A 22129-nucleotide genomic window follows, 5' to 3' on the forward strand; every position below is an offset into this window, starting at 1 on the left:
TTATTTGGTCAAGTGTGGTTTAATCTTCTTCCTCCAGATCTGGTAGCCCTGCTGGTTCATGTGCAGGCTGTCTTGCGTAAAAATCTCGGGCTTAGGCTTGCCATTGGCCTGCAGCATCGGTGTGTACACATCCACGTACTTTGTTTTCGGCTGCGTCTGCAGATAGGCCTTTATCAGCCTGTTCGACTCCTCCATAACCGGTTTATACTTGCTGCGCGAAGGGCTGGGCTTGATCGACACGAACACCACTGGCACCTGCGGCAGCTCCTGCCTTATACGCTGAAACACCTCCTGAAAACGCTGCAGCACCTCCGGCGCCTGCACCGTGTCGGAGGCAATGTCGTTTTCGCCGGAATAGATCACGATCTGCCTGGGCTGGTACGGGAGCACGATGTCGTTCAGGTAACGCTTCAAATCGAGGAGGTTGGAGCCGCCAAAGCCACGGTTAATGACGGTATGCCCAGGAAACATCTCCTGCATGTTGTCCCACAGCCTAAAAGAAGAGCTGCCTACAAATAGCACGGCGTTCTGCGGCGGCATCTGTACGCTGTCCTGCTGCTTAAAGGCCTGGATCTCGTTCCAGAACGGAGGATCGTTTTGCGCCTTTGCCTGCAGCTGCCACGCCAGCGCAACGATCAGAAGAAGGTATCTGTACATTTTTGCTAGTTTTATACTTGCTGTTTATTCCTTGCTATGCTTTTATACTTCTTTATACTTGATTGGCGCCAGCGTCCGCTTTTGCCTTTAGCTTTTTCAGATCAGTCGGCTTTTAGCTAGCCCCTCAATCCACCTTTACCGCCTTCGTCCGCTGCGATACCCCATTCTCGTTGAAGGCCTCGACGGCGAAGTAGTATCCCTGATCCACGCCCAGGCTTTTCAGGTTCAGCTTGTTCTCGCCGTACACCATCCAGGAGCTGTAGAGCTTATCCGGGGCAATGCCCCAGAGCACGTTGTAGCCCTGCGCGTTGGCCTGCTTCTCCCAAGTGATCATGGCGTCGCGGCGGTCCTGCTGGCGGTTTACCTTAAAGTTCTTCGGGCGGGCTGGTGCCTTGCCCTGCCCCACCCCAAACACGCGCAGCCCTGAAATAGCCAGGTTCTGCGTGGGTGCATGCAGGTTTCGGAAACGGATGTAGCGCACTGTCTGCGGGGTGCCTAGCTCCACGTAATCATTAGGCACATCCCTATAGTTGTCGCTCCTGTCTACCAGCATCTGCCAGTTCTTACCGTCTGTAGAGCCCTCTACCACATAGCGGTGGTACAGCCCCGGCACCTTGCCGTAGAGGTTAGATTTATAGTCGTGGTAGTTTACCTGCACAGCGTGTACCTTGCCCGGCTTCTCCAGGTCTATCTGCACCCACTGCTGGTCGTTGTTCTGCTCGGCCACCCAAAAGGTCTTGGTGCTCTCGTCGAGCATACCCTCCGGTTTGAAGTTCTCCAGCATAGAGGAAGCCTTCACTGGCTTATTATAAGACAGCAGCATCCAGCCCCTAAAAGCTCCCGCCTTGCCCGGCACGGCCGGTGCGTAGTGCGGATAGTCGCCAAAGTAGGTGTTCACGTGCATCAGCCCGTCCTGATCAAACGAAGTGTGGAACATGTTGATGCGGCGCTCCCAGTTGATATTAACCGACACAGAAGCCGAACCGAAGTGCCAGTACTCCCCAGCCGGGCCAACCACCGTGCTGCCGTGGCCAGCGCCGTTCATATAACCGCCCGGCTTGTAGGATACCGGGTTATTGGGGGCATAGGTAAACGGCCCAAGCGGCGAATCGCCCACATACACGCCATCGCCATACACGTTGAACTCAGTACCTGGGGCGGCATACTGCAGGTAATACTTGCCGTTGTGCTTCGTCATCCAGGCCCCTTCCATGTAGCCAGCCAGCACCGTATCCGAGTGGTTCTCCCCGAAGCGCTCCCAACCGTGCTTGTCACCGTGCAGGGTGAACAGCTCCACCGTTTTCTCCGATGGCTTGAAGCGATTCTTCCTGTCCAGCTCTTTTACCCGGATGGGGTATGTGTTGGAGGATCCCCAGTACATGTAAGCCTTGCCATCGTCGTCGATGAAAAGTGCCGGGTCCTGCAGGTCGTTCAGAATGCCGGCCGTAGCTTTCCAGTCGCCCCGCTTGGGGTCATCGGTATACAGTATGCTCATCGAGCCGGATGGGTCGCCAGCCACATAGAGCACCGAGTCTTTGTAGTTGAAGGCCGCAGGAGCGTTGGAGCCCTGAAAATACCATTTCTCCGGCTTGATGAAGTTCCAGTTCAGCAGGTCGGTGGAGTGCCAGTAGCCCATAGAGCGCGTTACGAACATGTAGTACTCGTTGCGGAACTCCACCACGGCCGGGTCGGCCCCGGAGCGGTACGAGATATCCCGGTAGGAATCATACACCGCATAAGTATAGTCGATGTTGATGGGGTTGCAGTAAGTGCTCGCTTGCGTGCTCTGTGCCTGTGCACCCATGCTGCTGCAAGCAAGTATGGCTAGTGAAAGTATAGCTCGTAAGGCTCTTCTCATGCGTATCGTTTTATACTTTGTTATCTCTGTTGTGTAACGCTTCTCTGTTAAAAATAACTTTCTGTCATCCCGCAGGGATCTTGGTATCGGGTATCATTTCCCTTTCTAAGTTTCTTTACAGCTTGCCCGCACTTAACAGACCAGGTTTTACAGCTAGGCACTGAAGTAACTTCCGCACCTGCTTTTACACTTACTTCAGCTGCGGGCTCTGGAAGCCAAGCTTTTTCAGGCCGGTCTGCACCTCGGGGGCACTCATGAACAGGTCCCACAGCAGGCCGGTACGGCCATTTTCGATCATCACCACAATCGGCCCCTGGTCTATGCCCAGGTAGCGCGGCGTGTACCAATCATACTCCTGCGAGAACGCATCGTAGAAGCCATACTCTCCCCACAGCTTACCCCCCAGGTCCTCGTACAGGTGACGCATCACCTTCATGGATTCCTCGGGGGTGTAAGGGTAGGAGGACAGGGCGGCTGTCGGAGAAATCACACCCAGGTCGTTCTCAGGGCTATGGCCAGCATACCCATTCATGGAGTAGCTGGAGGTCAGGCCCCAGGCATCTTCTCCGTAGCCCTCATAGTCCTTCGGATTGTCTACACAGTAGTCGTGGTGGATAAGGGCATGGTTCCGGTTGAGCTTCCAGTAGTCGGCATACTTGTCGGTAAGGTTGCGCGGGTCGAGGCCCAGGTAAGAGTAATGTGCCCAGAACAGCGGGCCCACGCTGCCCTTGTGCCCGTTGTGGTTCAGCACCACCTCATGGCCATACTTGCTCGCATTAGATTTTATGGCTCCATTCTGCGCCCAGCCCTCGTGGTATACTTCAGCCGGCACACCGTGTGTGGGCGAGGCGGCTGCCAACACATACATCACCAGGCATTCGTTGTAGCCACTCACCGGGAAGTTCATCTCCCAGCCATAGTTCGGGCTCCAGTGCCAGTACAGCACGTTCTGGCCACCCTTGCGGTACCAGTTCCAGTCCACTTCTTTCCACAGCTTATCGATTTGGGCGGCCAGCGCTTTCTCCTGCGCGTTGCCATCCTGCAGGTACTGGCGCACCGTCAGCATGCCCTGTACCAGGAAGGCGGTCTCTACCAGGTCGCCCCCGTTGTCCTTCTGCCCGAACGGCTTTACTTTTCCGGTCTCACCCTGTATCCAATGGCTCCAGGCACCGTGGAAGCGGTCTGCCTTCTCCAGAAAGTTCACCATCTTCTGCAGGTGCTTTACGCCTTCCTCGCGCGTAATAAACCCACGCTCCATCCCAACGATGATGGCCATCAGCCCAAAACCCGTGGCCCCGGTGGTAACCACGTTCTGGTCGTTCTGAGGGTATACCCCATCCATGTGGATGCGCTCCCGGGCAAGCCCGGAGTTAGGCTCTGCGCCATCCCAGAAATACCGGAAGGTTTGCTCCTGCACCAGCGTCAGCAGTTCCTCATCTGTCAGTTGATTATCTGCAGTGGCTGTTGTGTCAGCAGCTGCTTCTTTACTTGCCGTGGCGGTTTCGGAAGAGCTCTGGCACCCGTAGAAAAGCTGGGCGGCCAGCAGTGGTATGGCGAGTAAGGTTCGCTTCATGTCTGTGTTGGTTTCGCTTCAGTAAAAAACTTATTTCTGATACTTGTGTTACATTTTTGGCTAGTGCAAGTAAAGCTTGATGTCTTTGGATGTCGCTCCAGAGCTGAGCACCAGCTTATACTTGCCCGGCACGAGTTCCTGCCCCAACGCCACCTGTTCTAGGCCTGGGTTTTTGCTTTGGTTATCCCATAGGGTTTTAACCTCCGACCCATCCTCCTTCAGCAGTTTTAATGTATAGCTTCCGGCATCTTTGGTGGCCACCTCGATCAAGTAGTTGTCCTTGTCCGGGTGGCGCAGCAGGTCCACCAGTCCAGTCCGGATATCGGGCGTTACCAGCGGAAAGCCCGTCTCGTACACCGGCTCGCGGAAGCCTAATTTGGCCAGCCCCGCCTGCACCTCCGGCAGATCGGTAAACAGACTCCAGAGCAAGCCGCTGCGGTAGTTCTCGATCATCACCACAATTGGCCCCTGGTCTATCGCCAGGTGATCGGTGGCCGTCCAGTTGCGGGCTTTGTTGTGCGCGTCTCTCAGGCCATACTCCCCCACCATCCTGGAGCGGAGGCCCTTGTACATGTTGCGCAACACCTGCATGCTATAGTAGGGCGTGTAAGGGAAAGAGCCCAGCGCCGCCGTGGGCGCCACGGTACCGTTGTCGTTTGCCGGCGAGTGTGCAGCGTAACCGTCCGGATCGTCGGAAGCGGTGAGGCCCCAGAAACTTTCGGTGTAGCCGTAGCTTTGCGGCGCAGAACTGAGGCTGTAGGAGCGATTCACCATCGTGTGGTTCAGGTTTTGCACCCAATAGTTGGTATAGTTATCCTCCAGCTGCCGCGGGTTCAGGCTCAGGAAAGAGTAATGGGCAAAGAACAGCGGCCCGCCGTAAGCAGGACCCATCTTCAAAGTATAACCGCCATTGTTCTGTGCGGCCCCGAAATTGGCGCTCACCCAGGAGTTCTGATATACTTGCGGCGCGATAGGGTGTGTGGGCGAGGCGGCCGCCAGCACGTAGGTGATCAGTGCCTCGTTCCAACCTTGTATGGGCATGTTCATTTCCCAGCCATAGTTCGGGCTCCAGTGCCAGTAGAGTTTACCGTCACCGCGCGAGGCATACCAATCCCACTCCACGGTTTCCCACAATTGCGTAATCTTCTCTCTCAGTTCAGCCTCTGCTCCGGCTCCGTTAAAGTAAGCGCGGGCCGTCAGCAGGCCATTCATCAGGAAAGAGGTTTCCACCAGATCCCCGCCGTTGTCTTTCGGGCTGAAAGGAATGGTGGCGCCGGTAGTGCCATTTATCCAATGCGGCCATACCCCGTGAAAACGATCGGCACGGCCCAAGAAGTCGGTAAGTTTGTTTAGTCGTTCTACAGCCGCTTCCCTGGTTATCCAGCCACGGTGCACCCCGACAATAATCGCCTGCACCCCGAAGCCGGTTCCACCGGTGGTTACCACATCGCCGGAGCTGCTGCGCTCACGCGCCATGCCGCTGGTTGGATGGGCAAAGTCCCAGAAATAGCGGAGGGTACTCTCCTGCACTTCGTTCAGCAGGGCTCTATCTTCTGCTGCCGTGGGTTCTGAGGGGGCTAGAGGATCAGTTGGTTTTGGCACAGGCTGCCCGTCTTCCGCCTCGCCTTTGCAGGATAGCAACGCGCATAGCAATAACAGGCAACAGTACCGAAGCTGTTTTTTTCTCATCCTTTGTGGTAAGGGTGGGGTTTTGATAGAAAAGAAAGTATGGAGCCGCCTTTACAGCAGCCCCACACTTAAAGTATTTAAAGATTAATAGCCAGGGTTTTGGGTAAGGGTACCGTTGCTAAGGTCTATCTGGCGCTGCGGTATTGGGTACACCTCGTTTACGCCTTCGGTAAACTGTTTCCCTTGTGCCTGCAGCACCTCGGCGGCTCTGCCTTGTCTCACTAGGTCAAAGAAGCGGTCTCCTTCCAGCGCTAGCTCCACACGACGTTCGTGCCAGATGATGTTGCGCAGTTCCTCCTGCGACGCAGACTCTATCGGATCTAAACCGGCTCTTTCGCGCACCAGGTTCAGTGCATCCAGCGCCTCCTGCGTCATACCTAGCTCATTGGCGGCCTCGGCATGCATCAACAGCACCTCAGCATAACGTAAAATACGCATGTTCTGATCTTTCGCATAGCCACACTCCTGCGTTACATAACTAGGCACATAAGCCTTTTGGTTATAGCGCGGATTCGGCGCAGTCTCGTTGATTTTGTCACCCTCGGGAGTTACCTCACCTCTGAACAGAATGGTGGCGTCCAAGCGCTCATCTCCTTCTTCATAGGCATTCACCAAGTCTTCGGTAGGTGTGGAAAACCCCCAGCCAAACTGACCACGCACTCCTTGTACCTCCGCCCACTGCAGGTTAGATGCCCCACAGTTTCCGGGAATGGTCATGGCTTGCACTTCGAAGATAGACTCACTGTTATTTTCCCCTGAAATACGGAAGATATCATAGTAGTTCGGGGTTAAGGCGTAGCCCATGCTCATCACCTGGCCGGTCAGGTTGTACACTTCCTGCCAGTTTTCCTGGTATAGCTGCACCTTTGCCAGCAGGGTAAGTGCTGCTCCCTCGGTCGCACGACCTACGTTCGCCGCATCGTAGCTTCGTGGCAGCACCTGCGCCGCATCACGCAAATCCTGAATTATCTGCTCATAAACCTGTGCTTTTGGAGTGCGCACCGGGTTTAGCTCCTCAGCTTCTGTTGGAACACGCGTGAGCAGTGGCACATCGCCAAAGGCTCTTACAAGGTTGAAGTAATGATAGGCCCGCAGAAATTTCGCCTCCGCAATCAGGCGGTCTTTCAGCGCCTGATCCATCTCAATGTTCGGAATATTTGTGATGGCCTGGTTTGTCAGGTTAATTGCCTGGTATTGGCCAGTCCAGTAGTCATCGAGAATAAACTGCGTGGGGGAGATGGTGAAGTTATCGAAATCGTTCATGAACGCCGCATCACCAGGGTCGCTTCCCTTTTCGGCATTATCAGAGGCAATATTTGTAAGGGCCAGGTTGGCGAATGCAGAAACTTTCCATTCCCGCAGGTTGCCATAAATCGCGTTCACCGACCTGTTGGCATCCTCTGGGGTTACAAAGAACGTTTCACTGGTTGTCTCACCCTGAGGTGGCACATCTAGAAACTCATCTTCCTTGCAGGCATACAACCCACTGAGCAGCAGCACGCCTAGCATAACAACTGCCTTTCCTCTGCCCCTCTTTCTGTTCTTTTCCATATGATTTGCTCTTAATTCCATTTTAGAAGTTAACATCTACACCAAAGTTATATGTGGCAGAAAGCGGGTACACGTTCAAGTCCACACCTGCGCTGTTGGGAGCTCCTCCCACCTCAGGGGTAAAGCCGGTATAGTCAAACCAGGTTACCGGGTTCTGTGCGTTTACATAGAACCTTACACGCTCCATTTTCCAGCCACTGGTAAGTGCGCTTGGTAACGTATAACCTAACTGCAGATTTCGGATACGCATGTAGCTACCATCTTCCACAAACCAGCTGTTAGCCTGGATGTTAGCATCCTTTAGGTCTGGTCCTGGATAAGCGTTGGTAGACCCCGGACCACTCCAGCGTTTCTCATAAAAGTCTTCTGTATAGTTCTCGTTGCCGAACCTCACGCCTTTGTTTGCATTGTACACGTCGACATCCCCAACGCCCTGAAAGTCTAGCTGGAAATCCCAGTTCTTGTACCTGAAGTTCGTGTTCAAGCCATAGTAGAAACCAGGGTTAGGGTTACCGATGATCGTCTTGTCGTTCGCATCGATCTCATTGTCGCCGTTCAGGTCGCGGTAGCGGAAGTCTCCGGGCGCAATGTTTGTCACGTTAGCCTGGGCAGAGTTGGCAATCTCCTGCTCATTCTGGAAGATCCCTTCCACCTCATAGCCATAAAAAGCTCCGATGGGGTCACCTACACGGGTAACACTGGTGAAGATACGGCCAACTGGAAGGCCACCGCCAAACTGGGGCAGACCTGTAGCTACCTCGGTAACTTTGTTTCTGTTGGTTGAGAAGTTTCCGCTTATGGAATAGCTGAAGTCAGAGGTGGCATCGTGGTTCCATGTGGCTATAAACTCCAATCCACGGTTACGGAAGCTGGCAAAGTTTCCCAGTATATCGCTGGACAACGTACCTTGTGTGGCAAGCAAAGGCGTGTTAAAAATGGCATCCTCCGTTTCACGGTTGTACCAGTCGATTTCAGCCGTAAGCCTGTTGTTCAGGAAAGCAAATTCCGCCCCGATATCAGTTTCTTTCACCACTTCCCAAAACAGAGTTGGTGGAACTGCCAGGTTGATGGTACCCCCCGGGTACACCACCCCGCCAAAAACAGCTGTATAGATTGGGTTGTCCAGGTCCGGCCTTAAGATAGTGATGTTGGAAGGAATACGGCTGTTACCCAGCTTACCCCAGCTACCACGCAGTTTAAAGTAATCTAGCACCTGCTGGTTCTGCATGAAAGGTTCTTCCGAAACTACCCAGCCTAAGCCTACAGCGGGGAAGTAGTCAAAACGTTCATCCTCCGGGAACTTTGACGACCCGTCTCTGCGCAGCGTGGCAGTAAGCAGGTAGCGGTTTTTATAGTTGTAGTTCACACGCCCAAAGTAGGATAGCAAAGCGAGCTTATCGGCTGTGTTGGTGATAAAAAACGTCTCCGGGTCTCCTAAACTCAAATAGAGCGTAGCCTCCGACTCGAAGGGAACATCGTTGGCCCTGCCGGAGAAGTCCTCCTGTCTGTCTTCCTGAGCTGAGTAACCTAACAGTGCAGTAATCTCATGATCTCCGAACTGCTTATCGTAGGTCAAGGTATTTTCCCAGAGCCAGCGGGTAAATTTGCTCCTGGATTTTGTAAGCAAACTGCGGCGCACAACCTGCGAAGTGGTAAGTGAGTCCACAGCCTGGTAGTTCCAGAACTCGTTAATGGCATAGTCCAGGCCAAGGCTGGAGCGGAAGGTAAAGTTATTCAGAAAATTTGCCTCTACATAGGTGTTACCTGTCAGCCGCTGACCGCTAGACTCCTGGTTGTAGCTATCGAGCGTAGCCCTTGGGTTACCAAACGTGCCCAGGTTAAAGTTAGCGGGGTCACCGTAGTTTCCGTCAGCTTTGAACACCGGTACGACCGGAGGAACAACGAAGGCCTGGTAGGTTACCCCATTAGGCACATCATCCGAGTTATAATCATAGAATATGGCGTTGTAGCCCAGCTTTAGATGCTCTGTGGCATTGAAATCCGTCTGCAGGCGCGCCGTGATGCGCTCGTATTTGTTGCCGTCTATAATGCCTTCCTGGTTCAGGTAGCCACCGCTAGCGCTATAGGTCACCCGGTCCGATCCTCCGGAAAGGCTCACCTGATGGTTATGGATGGTAGCTGTGCGCAAAATCTCATCATACCAATCTGTAGAGGGCAAATTAGGGTCTACAATTTCGGAGCCCTGCTTCTGGTTAATTAACTCCGCGTACTGCTGCGCATTTGCCAACTCAACCTTGTTTGTCACGCGCTGCACCCCTACAAACCCGTTGTAGTTGATGCGTGCCTCTCCGGCCTTTCCGCGTTTGGTCGTAACCAACACCACGCCGTTTGCTGCACGTAAGCCGTAAATGGCAGCACTAGAGGCGTCCTTCAAAATCTCCATGGAGGCAATATCGTTGGGGTTGAGAAAGCTAAGGTTCTCGACAATGGTACCATCCACTACATACAAAGGCCCCGCATCTCCCAACACGGATCCTGTACCACGTATGCGCACGGTAGGCGACGCCCCAGGCTGGCCGCTGTTCGTGATCTGCACCCCTGCTACTTTGCCCTGGATGTTGCTAACCGGGTTCTGAGAAGCCTGCCTTGCAATCTCCTCTCCTTCCACAGAGCTAATGGAGCCTGTGATGTCGCGCTTTTCCTGCACACCGTAGCCCACTACCACCACCTCTTGCAGCGCCTCTGCGTCTGTCTGCAACTGCGCATCTACTGTCGTACGGTTATTAATTGGTACCTGCAGGTTTTTATAGCCCAGGTAGCTGAAAGAAAGTGTACCGTCTGCCGGGGCATTCAGCGTATAATTGCCGGTGGCATCGGTTTGTGTGCCTGTCGTTGTTCCCTGCACCACGACACCCGCCCCTATGAGCGGCTGCCCGGTCTGAGCATCAGTTACCCTGCCCTGCACCGAAATTGTATTCTGCGCAAATGAAAGGTGAACCGTCAGCAAGCACATGACGAGTAGTAAAAGTTTTCTCTTCATACGTTTTATAGAAGTTTTTAATTTAGGTTAGGTTGATGGTTTAAATGTCAGGATAAGCGCGCCGGCACCCAAAATTCCCACCACTACAAAGCCACATCATCAGGAAAAATAGTGAGTACTTACCTTAAACCTTGCCGCACAGGATAAGCCACAGGTAGCGCATAGCTATGTATACGTTGAGCAGTTGTTATAGATGAAGTGATAGCACAAAAAATGCCGCCTGGAACGCATTCCAGGCGGCATGAAAGGTGAATGATGTAGTAATGATGTGGTGTTACATCTCCATGAAGAACTCCACCAGGTTCTTGTCCGGGTCCATGTTCAATTTTTTGCGGAGGCGGTAGCGACGCAGCTCCACCCCACGCACCGTAATGTTCAGTAGCGAGGCGATCTCCTTGCTCGACATGTTCATGCGCAGGTAGGCACACAGCTTCATATCATTCGGCGTAAGCTCCGGGTAGCCCTCTTTTAGCTTTTTAAAGTAGTTGGCATTGGTCTCATCGAAGCTCTTCTCAAACAGCTCCCAATCTGTCTGCGAGCTCATGGCATCCACGATTATTTTTTGTATTTTCTTTAGCTGGCGCTCCGGCAGCCTGTTGCCCTCTGCATCCTGCAGCTTGCTCACTTCCTGGCTGATGTTCTGCAGCAGTTCATTCTTGTTCACAATATTCAGGGCGGTGCTGGCCAGTTCACGGCTCTTGTTCGATAGCTCCGCTTTCAGTTGCTCGTTGCGCAGCTTCACCAGCTTTTGCTCGTGTTGCAGCGCCTTCTGGCGTAGCTGCTCCTGCTGCTCCCGCTCCAGCTTCTGCTGTATGCGGCGTTGGTCGCGCTGCAGCTTCCTGAAGTATAACCTGCGGCCCAGCCAGAGCACCAGCGCCGCCAGCAAAGTATAAAGCGCATAGGCCCACCAGGTGGCGTACCACGGGGGCAACACAATAAAATGGTATACTGTATCCTCTGTTACATCCGCGCCGTTTATGCGGGCACGGACCTTGAAGCGATACTCCCCATGCCCCAGGTTTGTGAACTCGCTCTGCGTGGCGCTGCTCCATGGCGTCCACTTGTTCGTATACCCCTCCAGCAAATACTGGAACTCGACCTGCGCTTGCTTAAAGTATGGCAAGGCATAGGAAATGCGCACATTATTTTCGCTGTAAGGAAGCTCCTGCAGCACCTCGCTGTGCCCGGTTTCGCTCAGCAGCTGTTGTTTCCCTGTGGTGTTCTCCACCTTCCGGATAAGCACTTGGGGCAAGGCTATACTTTGCTGCTGCCTGGTCTGGGCGTTGTAGATCACAAACCCGTCGTCTATACTTATCAAATAGATGCTGTCACTTATTTTGCTGATGCTCTCATACTCCTGCACCATGCGGCCGTCCAGGATACTGAACTGGCTGGTGTTAATGTGCGGCTGCCTTAGGTTGGCAAAATCTACCAGGGCTATCTTGCCATGGTTGATAAACCAGTATTTTTTATCGGTGGCCGGAAGTATACGGCTGGAGGCAGCCAGCCCCCCGATGCTGCTGTTTAATTCAGCATAAGGGGCAAACACGTTGTTAGCCTCCTGGTAGGAGTAAAAGCCTTCGCCCGTGGAGAACAGCAACCGGTTGAAAAAGCGCGAGATGTACACGTTATGTGTGCCTGGCAGGCCGTGACTCTCATCAAAATCCTGGATCCTGGTCACTTGCCGCAGATCGGGGCTCAGCGACAGCCTGTACAGGCCTTTATAGGCGTGGCTAACCCACAGGTCGCCGTTTTGGTCCTGCTCTACATGCTTGCTTGGCTTATTGAATCCTTCCACCAGATGCGAGAAAGCCCAGTGGCCGCTTTTACCCTTTCGGTACACTGCCAGGCCGGTGTAAGTCCCCTGGATCAGTGTGCCTGGGTCCGTACGCAATTTTTTGATGGTCCACCCGCCCTTCGCATTGGAGATCTTCACCAGTTTACTGCCCTCTACCCTAAAGGTGCCTTCGTTGTGGCCGCAGAGCAGCTCCCCATCTATGTTGGTGAGCTCCCACACCTGCCCCTGCGAGTTATCAATCATCCGGAAGTCCAGGTGCTGCGCGGCGTTAGGGTCGCTGGGGTTCCAGGGGCTATAGTACAAACCCTGGTTGGTACCCAGGTATATTTTGCTGCCATGGATGATACTGCTGTATACCGTGCCGAAGTCTCCTACTTTATCGAAGTAGAAGTATAAGGGTGAGTTCACCTCTACCCTATCGATGCCATTGTCGAGGCTTACCCACAGGTTTTGCGTGTTATCTGTGTGGAGATTGAGCACCGTGTTGTTCTGCAGCCCGTTGCTTTTGTTGAGGTGGTGCACCATCCGCCCCTGCTCATTCAGGACCACAACCCCGTTCAGGATCGTTCCAAAGGCATAGTAATTGCCGTTTACGCGGGTGCCGTTGTTCAGCTGATACGTCTTCAGGAAGCTATCGGCCTCATTCTGCCAGGGCGTAAAGTCCTGCCCATCATACAGAAAAAGGCCATCTTTCGCCGTGCCTACAATAAAGCGGCCTTCTGTAAAAGGCAGTATGGTTAGCACTCCGGAGTTGCCCAGCTTCTGGCTGTTGGGTAAAAAGCTTAGGCTGTCGCCCCTTAGCTCATAGAGGCCTTCAGAGATCACCTCTGTAAAATAGCGCCCTCCCGCCTGGTGCAGGAACAGAAACGGGTGGCGGGCTTTCACGACACTCACCTTCCCGTCCCGGAACCTGAAGATGCTGGCAAACGACTGAAAGTACACGCTTCCGTCATCCACGTAAATCTTCCATACTTCGTCGTGCAGCCCGTGTTCCTTTGGCAACAGGCTTACCAACGAGGTGTAACGGAAGCGCCCTTGCTTGTCGTGCTCCCAGTACCCCATCTCGCCAAAGCCCCCCGCATAGATGCGGCCTTTGCCATCGGCAGCCACCGCCCGCACAATCACGTTGTTGGGCATCTGGTAAAGCTGCCAGTTGTTGCCATCAAAGGCAAGCAAACCGGCTGAATTGCCATAGTACATCACGCCATCGGCGCCACGGGTGACCGACCAGTTCTGGTTCCCTGCCTTGTATTGTTGCTTTGAGTAATTCTGTACATAGGGAAAGCCTAACCTGCCGGCTCCTCCTGCGCTTGCCGCCAAGGAAAGCAGCAGGAGCAGCAGGATCGAAATTAGCCAGCCTCGCCCTTCTTTCATAAAAGATACCATGCAGCTTCTTTATGATCTTAAAGTGCTAAGATAGGAATTTAATAGCACAAACTGGAAACCGGCCCCGCCCACACCGCCCTATGCTTCAAGCGGCCCGCGGTGCCTTGCCAAAGGCCTGACCTACGCTGCCCCGGAGCTCAAACAGCATCCATGCATCAACATCCGCTCCGCATACGCGTACTTTCTATACTTATTCAACACTAAAGAAGAGAAAGCTATGTCGATAAAGGATTTATTTAACAAGGTGAAGAAGGAGGCGAAAGTGCTGCAGGGGGAAGAAACGAAAGATAAAGTCTATCAGAACGAGAACAGCTACCCCTCCGAGCAGGAAGCCATCGCAGCGTTCGAGCGCTCTAAGCAAAAGCTCTTCCATGTAAACGAGTGGACGAAGCTCTCAGGCGTTAACTCTACCTTTGAGCTCTACGACAACCTCGGCAACCGTACCTCCGAGCCTAAGCCCAGCATCGGGTATTACCTGAAGATCATCCTGCCTGCCTCTACCATCGAGAATTGGGTGCAGATTACGGACCTGCGCGAGGAAGACAACCTGGCGGAGTTTGTGGTGCACCCCAGCGAGAAACCGCAAGCGCCAGGGGAAGGCGAGGAGGCTGCCATTAAGCACTTTTTTGTGAAAGAGGCCAGCAGCACGTTTCGGGTAACGCGCGAGGGCAACACGATTCACGGGTATGAGATCGGCAGGAACGAGGGCATCAACAACCAGGGCGAAGAGGCCGGCGACCGTGCCGTGCTGAACACCTTTGTAGCCGAGGGCGGCTGGGCCATGTTCCAGGAACTGCAATGGGACAAGCTAACGCGCTACCTGGTGCACCTGGAGGAGAAGAAGGAAGAATAGAGTATAGATAGAGTATAAAGTATGGTTTCGGCATTGGGAGAGCGCCTGGCAACGGGTGCTCTTTTTGTTTGGATAGTTTTGCATTATTTAATATATAGTAAATACTAAATAAACTATAGAACTGGCAGGCAGTACAAAGTGGCCCTTCGCCTGCTCACTGGGTCCTGTAGCTATACACGAATATGAGAGATTTTGTAAAGTACATGTGGTTTCTACTGCTGCTGACCGCGTGCGGCGGTGGCGAGCAAGCAGAATATGCAGGTGTAGAAAAACTGGAATTGGCGCTTGCTCCTCCTCCAACGGAAAGAGGTGTGGAGACCACTGAAAGAAAGCTAATCAAAGAAGGGAATATAGCGTTTGAGACACATGACCTGAACGCTACAAGGCAAACCGTTCTGAAGGCTGTAGAAAGATATAGTGCTTACGTTTCTTCAGACCAAGAGTCAAATTCCCCGGAACGGCAAAGTAACACTATGTTTGTTCGGGTTCCGGCAGAACATTTTGACAAGTTCTTGAGTGATGTTACTACAGGTGTAAAGCGGTTCGACAGCAAAGAAATCAAAATCGTTGACGTCACCACTGAGTTTCTGGACGTGCAGGCGAGGCTTAGAACAAAAAAGGAGCTTGAAAACAGATATTTAGACTTACTCAAGCAGGCTAAGAATGTAACGGAGATGCTTGAAATTGAAAAGCATCTCGGAGAGTTACGCGCAGAAATAGAGTCCATGGAAGGGCGCCTGAAGTACCTCCAAACCCAAGTATCATACTCCACGCTGACCATTACATTTTACAAGAGTATCCCTTATCAGGCAGAGTTCAGCCATCAGGTTAAGAGCGGCATCAGAAGTGGTTGGGATAATCTGGTTTGGCTCTTTGTCACTTTGATTAACCTCTGGCCGTTTATCCTCCTTGGCGTTGTATTACTGATTTCAGTTAGGGTTTACAGGAGCAGGCGGTTGACAAACTAACAATATGCTTTGCCAGAGTTCAACTTATACACTCTACTTTTCTTGCTACACTTCTCTCGCCCCTGCCCACCAGCAGGGGCTTTTTGTTTTCCACAACCAACCCGCTAAACAATTTTTCTCAACAAATCAACAAAGTAATTTATCCACAAAGAACCTACACAAGCTGAACAAGTTAACTATTTATCCACCGAAACTGCCCATACTTTTGATTTTTAAATCCTAAATCTTCAAATTACCTTCGTAACCCTAAATACGAGGACCATGACGCAGAACGGACAAAACACAGCTCTCCGCAACGACTGGAGTTTGGAAGAAATAGAGGCGATCTACTTTAAGCCAGTACTGGAACTGATCGTAGAGGCAGCCAACGTGCACAAGCAGTACCAGGCCACTGGCGAGGTACAGGTATGCACGCTGTTATCCGTGAAAACCGGTGGTTGCTCTGAAGACTGTGCCTACTGCCCACAGGCTGCCCGCTACCACACAGGCGTGGATGTGCACAAGCTGATGAGCCAGGAGCAGGTGCTGACGGCGGCACAGCGTGCCAAAGAAGGAGGCTCTACCCGTTTCTGCATGGGCGCGGCCTGGCGCGAGGTGCGCGATAACCGCGACTTCGACAAGGTGCTGGACATGGTGAAAGGCGTAAACGACCTGGGCCTGGAAGTATGCTGCACGCTGGGTATGGTAAACGAGTACCAGGCCGAGAAGCTGAAAGAAGCCGGCCTTTACGCTTATAACCACAACCTCGACACATCAGAAGATAACTACGCCAGCATCATCACCACCCGCACCTACGACGACCGCCTGAACACGATCGACAATGTACGCAAAGCGGGTATATCAGTATGCTCGGGAGGTATTATTGGCTTGGGCGAGACCGATGAGGACCGTATTAAGATGCTGCATACCCTGTCTACCATGGTGCAGCACCCAGAGTCGGTGCCCGTAAACGCGCTGGTGCCGGTTAAAGGCACGCCGCTGGAGCACCAGCCGCTGGTGTCGGTGTGGGAGATGGTGCGCATGATCGCCACGGCCCGTATCCTGATGCCGAAGTCGATGGTGCGCCTGTCGGCCGGACGTGAGCGCATGAGCGTGACAGACCAGGCCCTGTGCTTCCTGGCCGGCGCCAACTCTATTTTCACCGGTGAGAAGCTTCTCACTACCCCTAACCCGGATTTCGACGCGGACAAAGCCATGTTCGAACTACTGGGCCTGAACCCTAGAAAATCATTCAAAGAAGAGAAGCAACACGTTTGCTCTTAAGACAAAAGACTGTTTGACATAAGACAAAAGACTTATACTTTAAGGTATTGTTGCTATTAACTCCTTTGTCCTTTGTCACAAGATCCTTTGTCCATAAAACTACAGCAGAAGCTGGCGGAGCGCGCGGCGCAGGGAAACTTGCGGGCGCTGAAAACCACCTCCGGCCTTACTGACTTCTGCTCCAACGATTACCTCGGCCTTGCTCGCTCTGAGAAACTGCGGGCACTTATCCACAAGGAAGAGGACAAGTATAAACATCTGCCACTGGGCGCAACCGGCTCCCGACTTTTATCAGGAAACCACCCGCTGTTTGAGGAGTTGGAGGGGATGATTGCGCGCTACCACCACGCGGAGGCGGCGCTGCTCTTTAACTCCGGCTACACCGCTAACGTGGGTTTATTGTCGGCGCTGCCCCAGCGCGGTGATACCGTGCTGTACGACGAGGCCAGCCATGCCTCGATGAAAGACGGGCTGCGGCTGAGCTTTGCCAAAAGCTACGCCTTCCGCCATAATAATGTGGAGGATCTGCGGCAAAAGCTGGAACGCACAAGCGGGCAGGTATACGTGCTGGTAGAGTCGGTGTACTCGATGGATGGCGACCAGGCGCCCTTGCGGGAGCTGGCACACGTATGTAACGCGCACAAGGCGGCGCTTATTGTGGATGAGGCACATGCTGTGGGCCTCTATGGTGCGAAAGGCGAGGGACTTGTCTCGGCCCTGGGGCTGGCGCAGGAGGTATTTGCCCGGGTACTGACCTACGGCAAGGCCATGGGTTTGCACGGCGCTGCTGTGGTAGGCCCGCAGGTGCTCCGCGAATTTCTCATCAACTACAGCCGCGCTTTTATTTATACCACCGGGCTACCGACGCATGCGCTGGTAGCCCTGAAGTGTGCCTATACGTTACTGCCCGAGCTAAATCAGGAGCGGGAAAAGGTAAAACGGCTGGCGCACCTATTGTACCGGAAACTAAACAACATCAGCGGCATCAGCTGCTCCCCGGAAGGCAGTGTTATACTTTCTGTCTTCCAGCAACAGCCACAGCAGCTTAAGGCGCTGGCGGCTGCGCTGCAACAACAAGGTTTTGACGTGCGCCCCGTGCTGCCGCCCACCGTGCCACAAGGTACCGAACGGCTGCGCGTGATCGTGCATGCTTTTAATACAGAAGAAGAAATTGAGGGCCTCGTGCAGGCCATAGCCAAAGGTACATGAAACAATATTTTGTAACAGGAATCGGTACGGATGTGGGCAAGACGGTTGCCGCGGCCATACTTACCGAAGCCCTGCAGGCCGACTACTGGAAACCTGTGCAAGCAGGCGGCCTGGACTTCACCGACACAGACACTGTAAAGAGTCTGGTTTCTAATGAGCGCTCGGTTTTTCACCCGGAGGCTTACCGCCTCAAAATGGCTGCGTCGCCGCACAAGGCTGCCGCTGCCGAGGGTGTGGAGATCGACGTGAAAGGCATGCGCCTGCCCGACACCCAGAACAACCTGATTGTGGAGGGAGCCGGTGGCCTGATGGTGCCCCTGAACAAGCGCTACCTCGTGCTGGACCTGGTGCAGCAGCTGGGCCTGGAGGTGATACTGGTGTCCCGCAACTACCTGGGAAGTATAAACCACACCCTGCTTACCGCTGAGGTGCTGCGTTACCGCAAAATCCCGGTGGCCGGCATCATTTTTAACGGGGAGGAGAACGCCACGTCAGAGGATTTCATTGTGAAGTACACGGGCCTGCGCCGACTGCCGTCTATCCGCCAGGAAGCCGATTTTTGCAAGGATACTGTGGCCGAGTACGCGAAAACATTTGAGGGATACTTATAGCCGTTTGCCTATAGCAGAGACTCTACAAAAAATTTATACTTTACTGCAACACCTTTTCTTTTATCGAAAGCCGGGCTTCGGAAACAGTACTCCTTTCTTCAGAAGATGGGGTGCGTTTCTGGCAAATAGCCTGTACCTTTGTAGCTGCAGGAAAAGCTGTTGCAGTAATTTTTTATACTTCGTGGCACCGGCCTATGACCAAAGAAGCACTACTACAGGCCCTCTCATCTACACTCACAAAAACCAAGGCACAGGCTTTAGCGGCCTTGGCAGGAGCAGAAAAGCTACCAGTTTCTGAGATACTAACTGCCTGCTTTTTAACAGCACCACCAACCGTTGCCTTCCGGGCCGCCTGGGTGCTGGAGCATATAGCGGTTTACTATCCTGAGCGCTTTCTGCCATACGTTCCACTGTTCGTGCAGCGGCTGCCGGAGCAGCAGAATCCCAGTTGCCAGCGCCATTTCACTAAGATCCTGATGCACCTTTCCAGCCACAAAGCATCCGAGGCCTGCCGCAAGGCGCTGGCAAGTATAGCCAACCAGGAGTGCATCGTGGAGGTAATCTTCGATTGGCTCATCAATCCCAAGACACCGGTGGCTGTCAGGGTAAACTGCCTGGACATTCTTCTGAACTTCTCAGGCACTTTCCCCTGGATCAAAGGAGAGCTACAGGCACAGACCGAATTTTATCTCCAGAATGGCTCCCCTGCCATGCTGGCCCGAGGCAGAAAGATACTGCGGCAACTGCCCGCAGTATAAAAGCAACGCTAGCTGCACCCTAATTCCACCAACTTAAATCCCATTGTTATGAACTTAGCCGAACGCGACCAACATACTATCTGGCACCCATACACCCAAATGAAAACCGCGGCGCTTCCTATTCCGATTGTCCGGGGCAAGGGGGCGCTTTTGTTTTCGGAGGATGGCCAAACATACATCGATGCCGTGGCCTCATGGTGGGTAAACCTGCACGGGCACGCGCACCCTTACATCGCTGAAAAAGTAGCCGGGCAGCTGCAAACGCTGGAGCACGTAATCTTTGCCGGCTTCACGCATCCTGCCGCTGTCACCTTTGCCGAGCGCCTGCTCCAGATCCTTCCGCAGGGCCAAAGCCGCATCTTCTACTCCGACAACGGCTCTACTGCCGTGGAGGTGGCCCTGAAAATGGCCATCCAGTACTGGAACAACCTCGGCATGCCGAAGAAAAAAATCATTGCCTTCCGCGACAGCTACCATGGCGATACCTTTGGGGCGATGTCGGTGAGCGCGCGCAGTGCCTTTACCGCCCCCTTCTGGCCTTACTTGTTCGAAGTGGCTTTTATAGATGTGCCCACTCCAGGCAACGAGGCCGAAAGCATAAAGCAACTGGAGGCGCATGCGCTGCAGGGTGATGTGGCCGCCTTTATTTACGAGCCCCTGGTATTGGGCACAGCCGGCATGGTGATGTATAAGCCGGAGGTGCTAGACAACCTGCTGGAGCTCTGCCAGAAGCACGACATCCTGACCATTGCCGATGAGGTGATGACGGGCTTTGGCCGCACCGGCCGCACATTCGCAACCGATTACCTGCAGCAGAAGCCGGACATGGTCTGCTTATCCAAGGGGCTTACGGGCGGTACAATGGCACTGGGGGCCACTTCCTGCAGCGAGAAGATCTATGAAGCCTTCCTGCACGATGATAAGAGCAAAACCCTTTTCCACGGCCACAGCTACACGGCTAACCCTGTCGCCTGCGCAGCCGGCCTGGCCAGTCTGGATTTGCTGCAGCAACCCCAGACGCAGGAAAGTATAAACCGCATCGCAGAACGCCACGCCGCCTTTGCCCAAAGTATAAAAGACCTGCCGCAGGTGCTGGAGGTACGGCAGCAAGGCACCATTTTGGCCGTGGAGTTTGAGGATGGTGGCACCTCCTATTTCAGCAATCTGCGGGATACCCTTTATAGTTTCGGCATCGACAATGGAGTGATCCTTCGTCCGCTAGGCAACATCATCTATGTTATCCCGCCGTACTGCATCACCGACGGGCAGTTGGAGCAGGTGTACCAAACGATCAGGGGCATGCAGGAGATCGTGGTGGGCAGTCGCTATCATCCGCGCCCTGACCTGGACATGCTGCACGATTGAGTAGCTTCACCGGGCCTCACAGCGTCACCTAACCCTGTGAGGTCCTGGAGTTATGAACGGCGGGCAAAGTATTGTCTCTCCTTCATTCCATATTTCGCCCTTCGTGCCTACCTTTGCAGCCGGTTTGAGAGAGGAGCAGAAACATATCGTTATCCGTGGCTGTGGGGCAATTTCGCCTCTCGGCTTTGATGCTGCCAGCACAGCCTCTGCTTACATGGCCGGTAAGCCTGCTTTTAAAACCATACCTCACCAGGGGCAGCCGACTCCAGTAGCCGCTTTGCCGGCTGAGGCAGAAGCGCAGTTGCAGCTACTCCTGGAGTCAAACCCTGCTTACAGGCAGTTAGACCGGACGGTGCTGATGGCGGTGTATGCCGCCAGGCAGGCCGTAGCGCAGGCAGGCTGGTTGAAAGAGCATGCCCCGGCGGATGATGACCTGGCTGTGAACATTGGCTCCTCTCGCGGGGCAACGGGCCTTTTTGAACAACACTTCGAGGCTTTCCAACAGGAGAACTTGTCTTCCAGCGCCTCCCCCACAACCACGTTAGGCAATCTCTCGAGCTGGGTGGCGCATGCTGTAAACGCAGGCGGCGGCCAGATCAGCCACTCCATCACCTGCAGCACGGCCCTTATGGCGGTGGCAAATGGTATGGCCTGGTTAAAAGCGGGCATGGCCAAGCGCTTCCTGGCAGGTGGCACCGAGGCTCCCCTCACAGATTTTACCGTTGCCCAGATGAAGGCCGTGGGTATTTACTCCAAACTCGCTGCTCATCCCTACCCTTGCCAGCCTTATGCTGCCGAAAAGCAGAACACGTTTACGCTAGGAGAAGGTGCAGCCGTGTTTGCACTGGAACAGGTACAGCAGCCCGTAAAAGGCAGCCTGGTGCTGGAGGCCGTTGGCGTTGGCTTCGAGAGACTCGTGAGCAAGACAGGCATCAGCGCAGATGGGCAGAGCTTCCAGAAGGCTATGCGGCAGGCACTGGAGCAGCTACCGAAGCAGGAGCGCACCGTAGATTTGATCATCACCCATACCCCCGGCACCTACGCTGGCGATAAGGCGGAACTGGCAGCCATACGGGCAGTTTTCGGCGAAAGCACACCCGCCATCACTACCAACAAATGGCTTCTTGGCCACACGCTAGGGGCCTCCGGTGCCTTAAGCTTGCAGTATGCCCTGCATGTATTGCAGCGGCAACAGTACGCGTTTATCCCTTTCCCAACCCTGCTGGAGCAACCGGAGCCGCGGCCTATTAAGCGTGTCATGGTAAATGCAGCAGGCTTCGGTGGTAACGCGGCAAGTGTCGTTGTCGGCAAAATTGAATAACCCTCCCTTACTATCCACTTCCAATTTGATGCGCTTTACCATAAAATAAGTCGCGTCCTATGCAATTTCCGCAACTTACTCTCCTCTAAATAAGTACAATATCGGCATTAGCTATATTCTGTAATGCATATACCAAACCACTGTTTTATGCCCCAATAGCCTTTTCTAAACATGCCATAAGAAGTATATGATTGCAGTCTACGTGCACCCTCTCCCCTTTATGCTAAATCCCCCGTACAACTGATCCAACTCAGTTCAAAGCTAAGCA

General features: G+C 53.6%; 15 protein-coding genes. 8 read left to right on the top strand and 7 right to left on the bottom strand.

The annotated features are described in order from the left end of the window. From PXG97_RS08700 to PXG97_RS08730, 7 genes are all read right to left on the bottom strand, one after another. On the bottom strand, positions 1-657 hold the full coding sequence (locus PXG97_RS08700; protein ID WP_276497370.1) for an SGNH/GDSL hydrolase family protein: 657 nt from the start codon (positions 655-657) through the stop codon (positions 1-3). Positions 658-781: 124 nt separating this feature from the next. Beyond that, entirely contained in the window at positions 782-2515 is a 1734-nt protein-coding gene (locus PXG97_RS08705) for a family 43 glycosylhydrolase (protein ID WP_276497371.1), read from the bottom strand. Between the two features lie 190 nt (positions 2516-2705). Continuing rightward, positions 2706-4088, bottom strand: coding sequence for a glucoamylase family protein (locus PXG97_RS08710; RefSeq protein WP_276497372.1), 1383 nt, complete (start codon positions 4086-4088; stop codon positions 2706-2708). Positions 4089-4148: 60 nt separating this feature from the next. Continuing rightward, positions 4149-5690: a glucoamylase family protein gene (locus PXG97_RS08715; protein WP_276497373.1), complete on the bottom strand. Its 1542-nt coding sequence runs from the start codon at positions 5688-5690 to the stop codon at positions 4149-4151. 171 nt (positions 5691-5861) lie between these two features. Next, on the bottom strand, positions 5862-7328 hold the full coding sequence (locus PXG97_RS08720) for a RagB/SusD family nutrient uptake outer membrane protein (RefSeq protein ID WP_276497374.1): 1467 nt from the start codon (positions 7326-7328) through the stop codon (positions 5862-5864). Between the two features lie 22 nt (positions 7329-7350). Then, on the bottom strand, positions 7351-10329 hold the full coding sequence (locus PXG97_RS08725) for a SusC/RagA family TonB-linked outer membrane protein (protein WP_276497375.1): 2979 nt from the start codon (positions 10327-10329) through the stop codon (positions 7351-7353). Between the two features lie 274 nt (positions 10330-10603). Beyond that, entirely contained in the window at positions 10604-13501 is a 2898-nt protein-coding gene (locus PXG97_RS08730; RefSeq protein WP_276497376.1) for a ligand-binding sensor domain-containing protein, read from the bottom strand. A gap of 229 nt (positions 13502-13730) precedes the next feature. Between PXG97_RS08730 and PXG97_RS08735 the strand changes: the two genes are divergently transcribed. The 8 genes from PXG97_RS08735 to PXG97_RS08770 all read left to right on the top strand — a co-directional run bounded on the left by PXG97_RS08735 (position 13731) and on the right by PXG97_RS08770 (position 21861). Then, a complete protein-coding gene (locus tag PXG97_RS08735; protein WP_276497377.1) occupies positions 13731-14366 on the top strand; it encodes a hypothetical protein in 636 nt (211 codons plus the stop codon). A gap of 182 nt (positions 14367-14548) precedes the next feature. Next, entirely contained in the window at positions 14549-15334 is a 786-nt protein-coding gene (locus tag PXG97_RS08740; RefSeq protein ID WP_276497378.1) for a DUF4349 domain-containing protein, read from the top strand. 261 nt (positions 15335-15595) lie between these two features. Next, positions 15596-16597, top strand: coding sequence for a biotin synthase BioB (gene bioB, locus PXG97_RS08745; protein WP_276497379.1), 1002 nt, complete (start codon positions 15596-15598; stop codon positions 16595-16597). Positions 16598-16669: 72 nt separating this feature from the next. After that, entirely contained in the window at positions 16670-17806 is a 1137-nt protein-coding gene (locus PXG97_RS08750; RefSeq protein WP_276497380.1) for an aminotransferase class I/II-fold pyridoxal phosphate-dependent enzyme, read from the top strand. Continuing rightward, positions 17803-18417 carry a dethiobiotin synthase gene (gene bioD, locus PXG97_RS08755; protein WP_276497381.1) on the top strand — a complete coding sequence of 205 codons (615 nt, stop codon included), beginning with the start codon at positions 17803-17805 and terminating at the stop codon, positions 18415-18417. Before PXG97_RS08750 ends, bioD begins: the two co-directional genes overlap by 4 nt. A gap of 194 nt (positions 18418-18611) precedes the next feature. After that, positions 18612-19175: a hypothetical protein gene (locus tag PXG97_RS08760; RefSeq protein ID WP_276497382.1), complete on the top strand. Its 564-nt coding sequence runs from the start codon at positions 18612-18614 to the stop codon at positions 19173-19175. A 48-nt stretch (positions 19176-19223) separates the two neighbouring features. Beyond that, positions 19224-20540 carry an adenosylmethionine--8-amino-7-oxononanoate transaminase gene (bioA, locus tag PXG97_RS08765; protein WP_276497383.1) on the top strand — a complete coding sequence of 439 codons (1317 nt, stop codon included), beginning with the start codon at positions 19224-19226 and terminating at the stop codon, positions 20538-20540. Between the two features lie 52 nt (positions 20541-20592). Continuing rightward, on the top strand, positions 20593-21861 hold the full coding sequence (locus PXG97_RS08770; RefSeq protein WP_276497384.1) for a beta-ketoacyl synthase N-terminal-like domain-containing protein: 1269 nt from the start codon (positions 20593-20595) through the stop codon (positions 21859-21861). Positions 21862-22129: the final 268 nt, after the last annotated feature.

It is taken from the genome of Pontibacter litorisediminis (assembly GCF_029360645.1).
GTDB classification, from domain to species: domain Bacteria; phylum Bacteroidota; class Bacteroidia; order Cytophagales; family Hymenobacteraceae; genus Pontibacter; species Pontibacter litorisediminis.

Bases quoted from the DNA above. Each gene is read 5' to 3' on its own strand.
- PXG97_RS08700 (WP_276497370.1), bottom strand. From the start codon at position 657: ATGTACAGATACCTTCTTCTGATCGTTGCGCTGGCGTGGCAGCTGCAG.
- PXG97_RS08705 (WP_276497371.1), bottom strand. From the start codon at position 2,515: ATGAGAAGAGCCTTACGAGCTATACTTTCACTAGCCATACTTGCTTGC.
- bioA (WP_276497383.1), top strand. From the start codon at position 19,224: ATGAACTTAGCCGAACGCGACCAACATACTATCTGGCACCCATACACC.
- PXG97_RS08725 (WP_276497375.1), bottom strand. From the start codon at position 10,329: ATGAAGAGAAAACTTTTACTACTCGTCATGTGCTTGCTGACGGTTCAC.
- PXG97_RS08740 (WP_276497378.1), top strand. From the start codon at position 14,549: ATGAGAGATTTTGTAAAGTACATGTGGTTTCTACTGCTGCTGACCGCG.
- PXG97_RS08710 (WP_276497372.1), bottom strand. From the start codon at position 4,088: ATGAAGCGAACCTTACTCGCCATACCACTGCTGGCCGCCCAGCTTTTC.
- bioD (WP_276497381.1), top strand. From the start codon at position 17,803: ATGAAACAATATTTTGTAACAGGAATCGGTACGGATGTGGGCAAGACG.
- PXG97_RS08760 (WP_276497382.1), top strand. From the start codon at position 18,612: ATGACCAAAGAAGCACTACTACAGGCCCTCTCATCTACACTCACAAAA.
- PXG97_RS08720 (WP_276497374.1), bottom strand. From the start codon at position 7,328: ATGGAAAAGAACAGAAAGAGGGGCAGAGGAAAGGCAGTTGTTATGCTA.
- PXG97_RS08770 (WP_276497384.1), top strand. From the start codon at position 20,593: ATGAACGGCGGGCAAAGTATTGTCTCTCCTTCATTCCATATTTCGCCC.
- bioB (WP_276497379.1), top strand. From the start codon at position 15,596: ATGACGCAGAACGGACAAAACACAGCTCTCCGCAACGACTGGAGTTTG.
- PXG97_RS08730 (WP_276497376.1), bottom strand. From the start codon at position 13,501: ATGAAAGAAGGGCGAGGCTGGCTAATTTCGATCCTGCTGCTCCTGCTG.
- PXG97_RS08735 (WP_276497377.1), top strand. From the start codon at position 13,731: ATGTCGATAAAGGATTTATTTAACAAGGTGAAGAAGGAGGCGAAAGTG.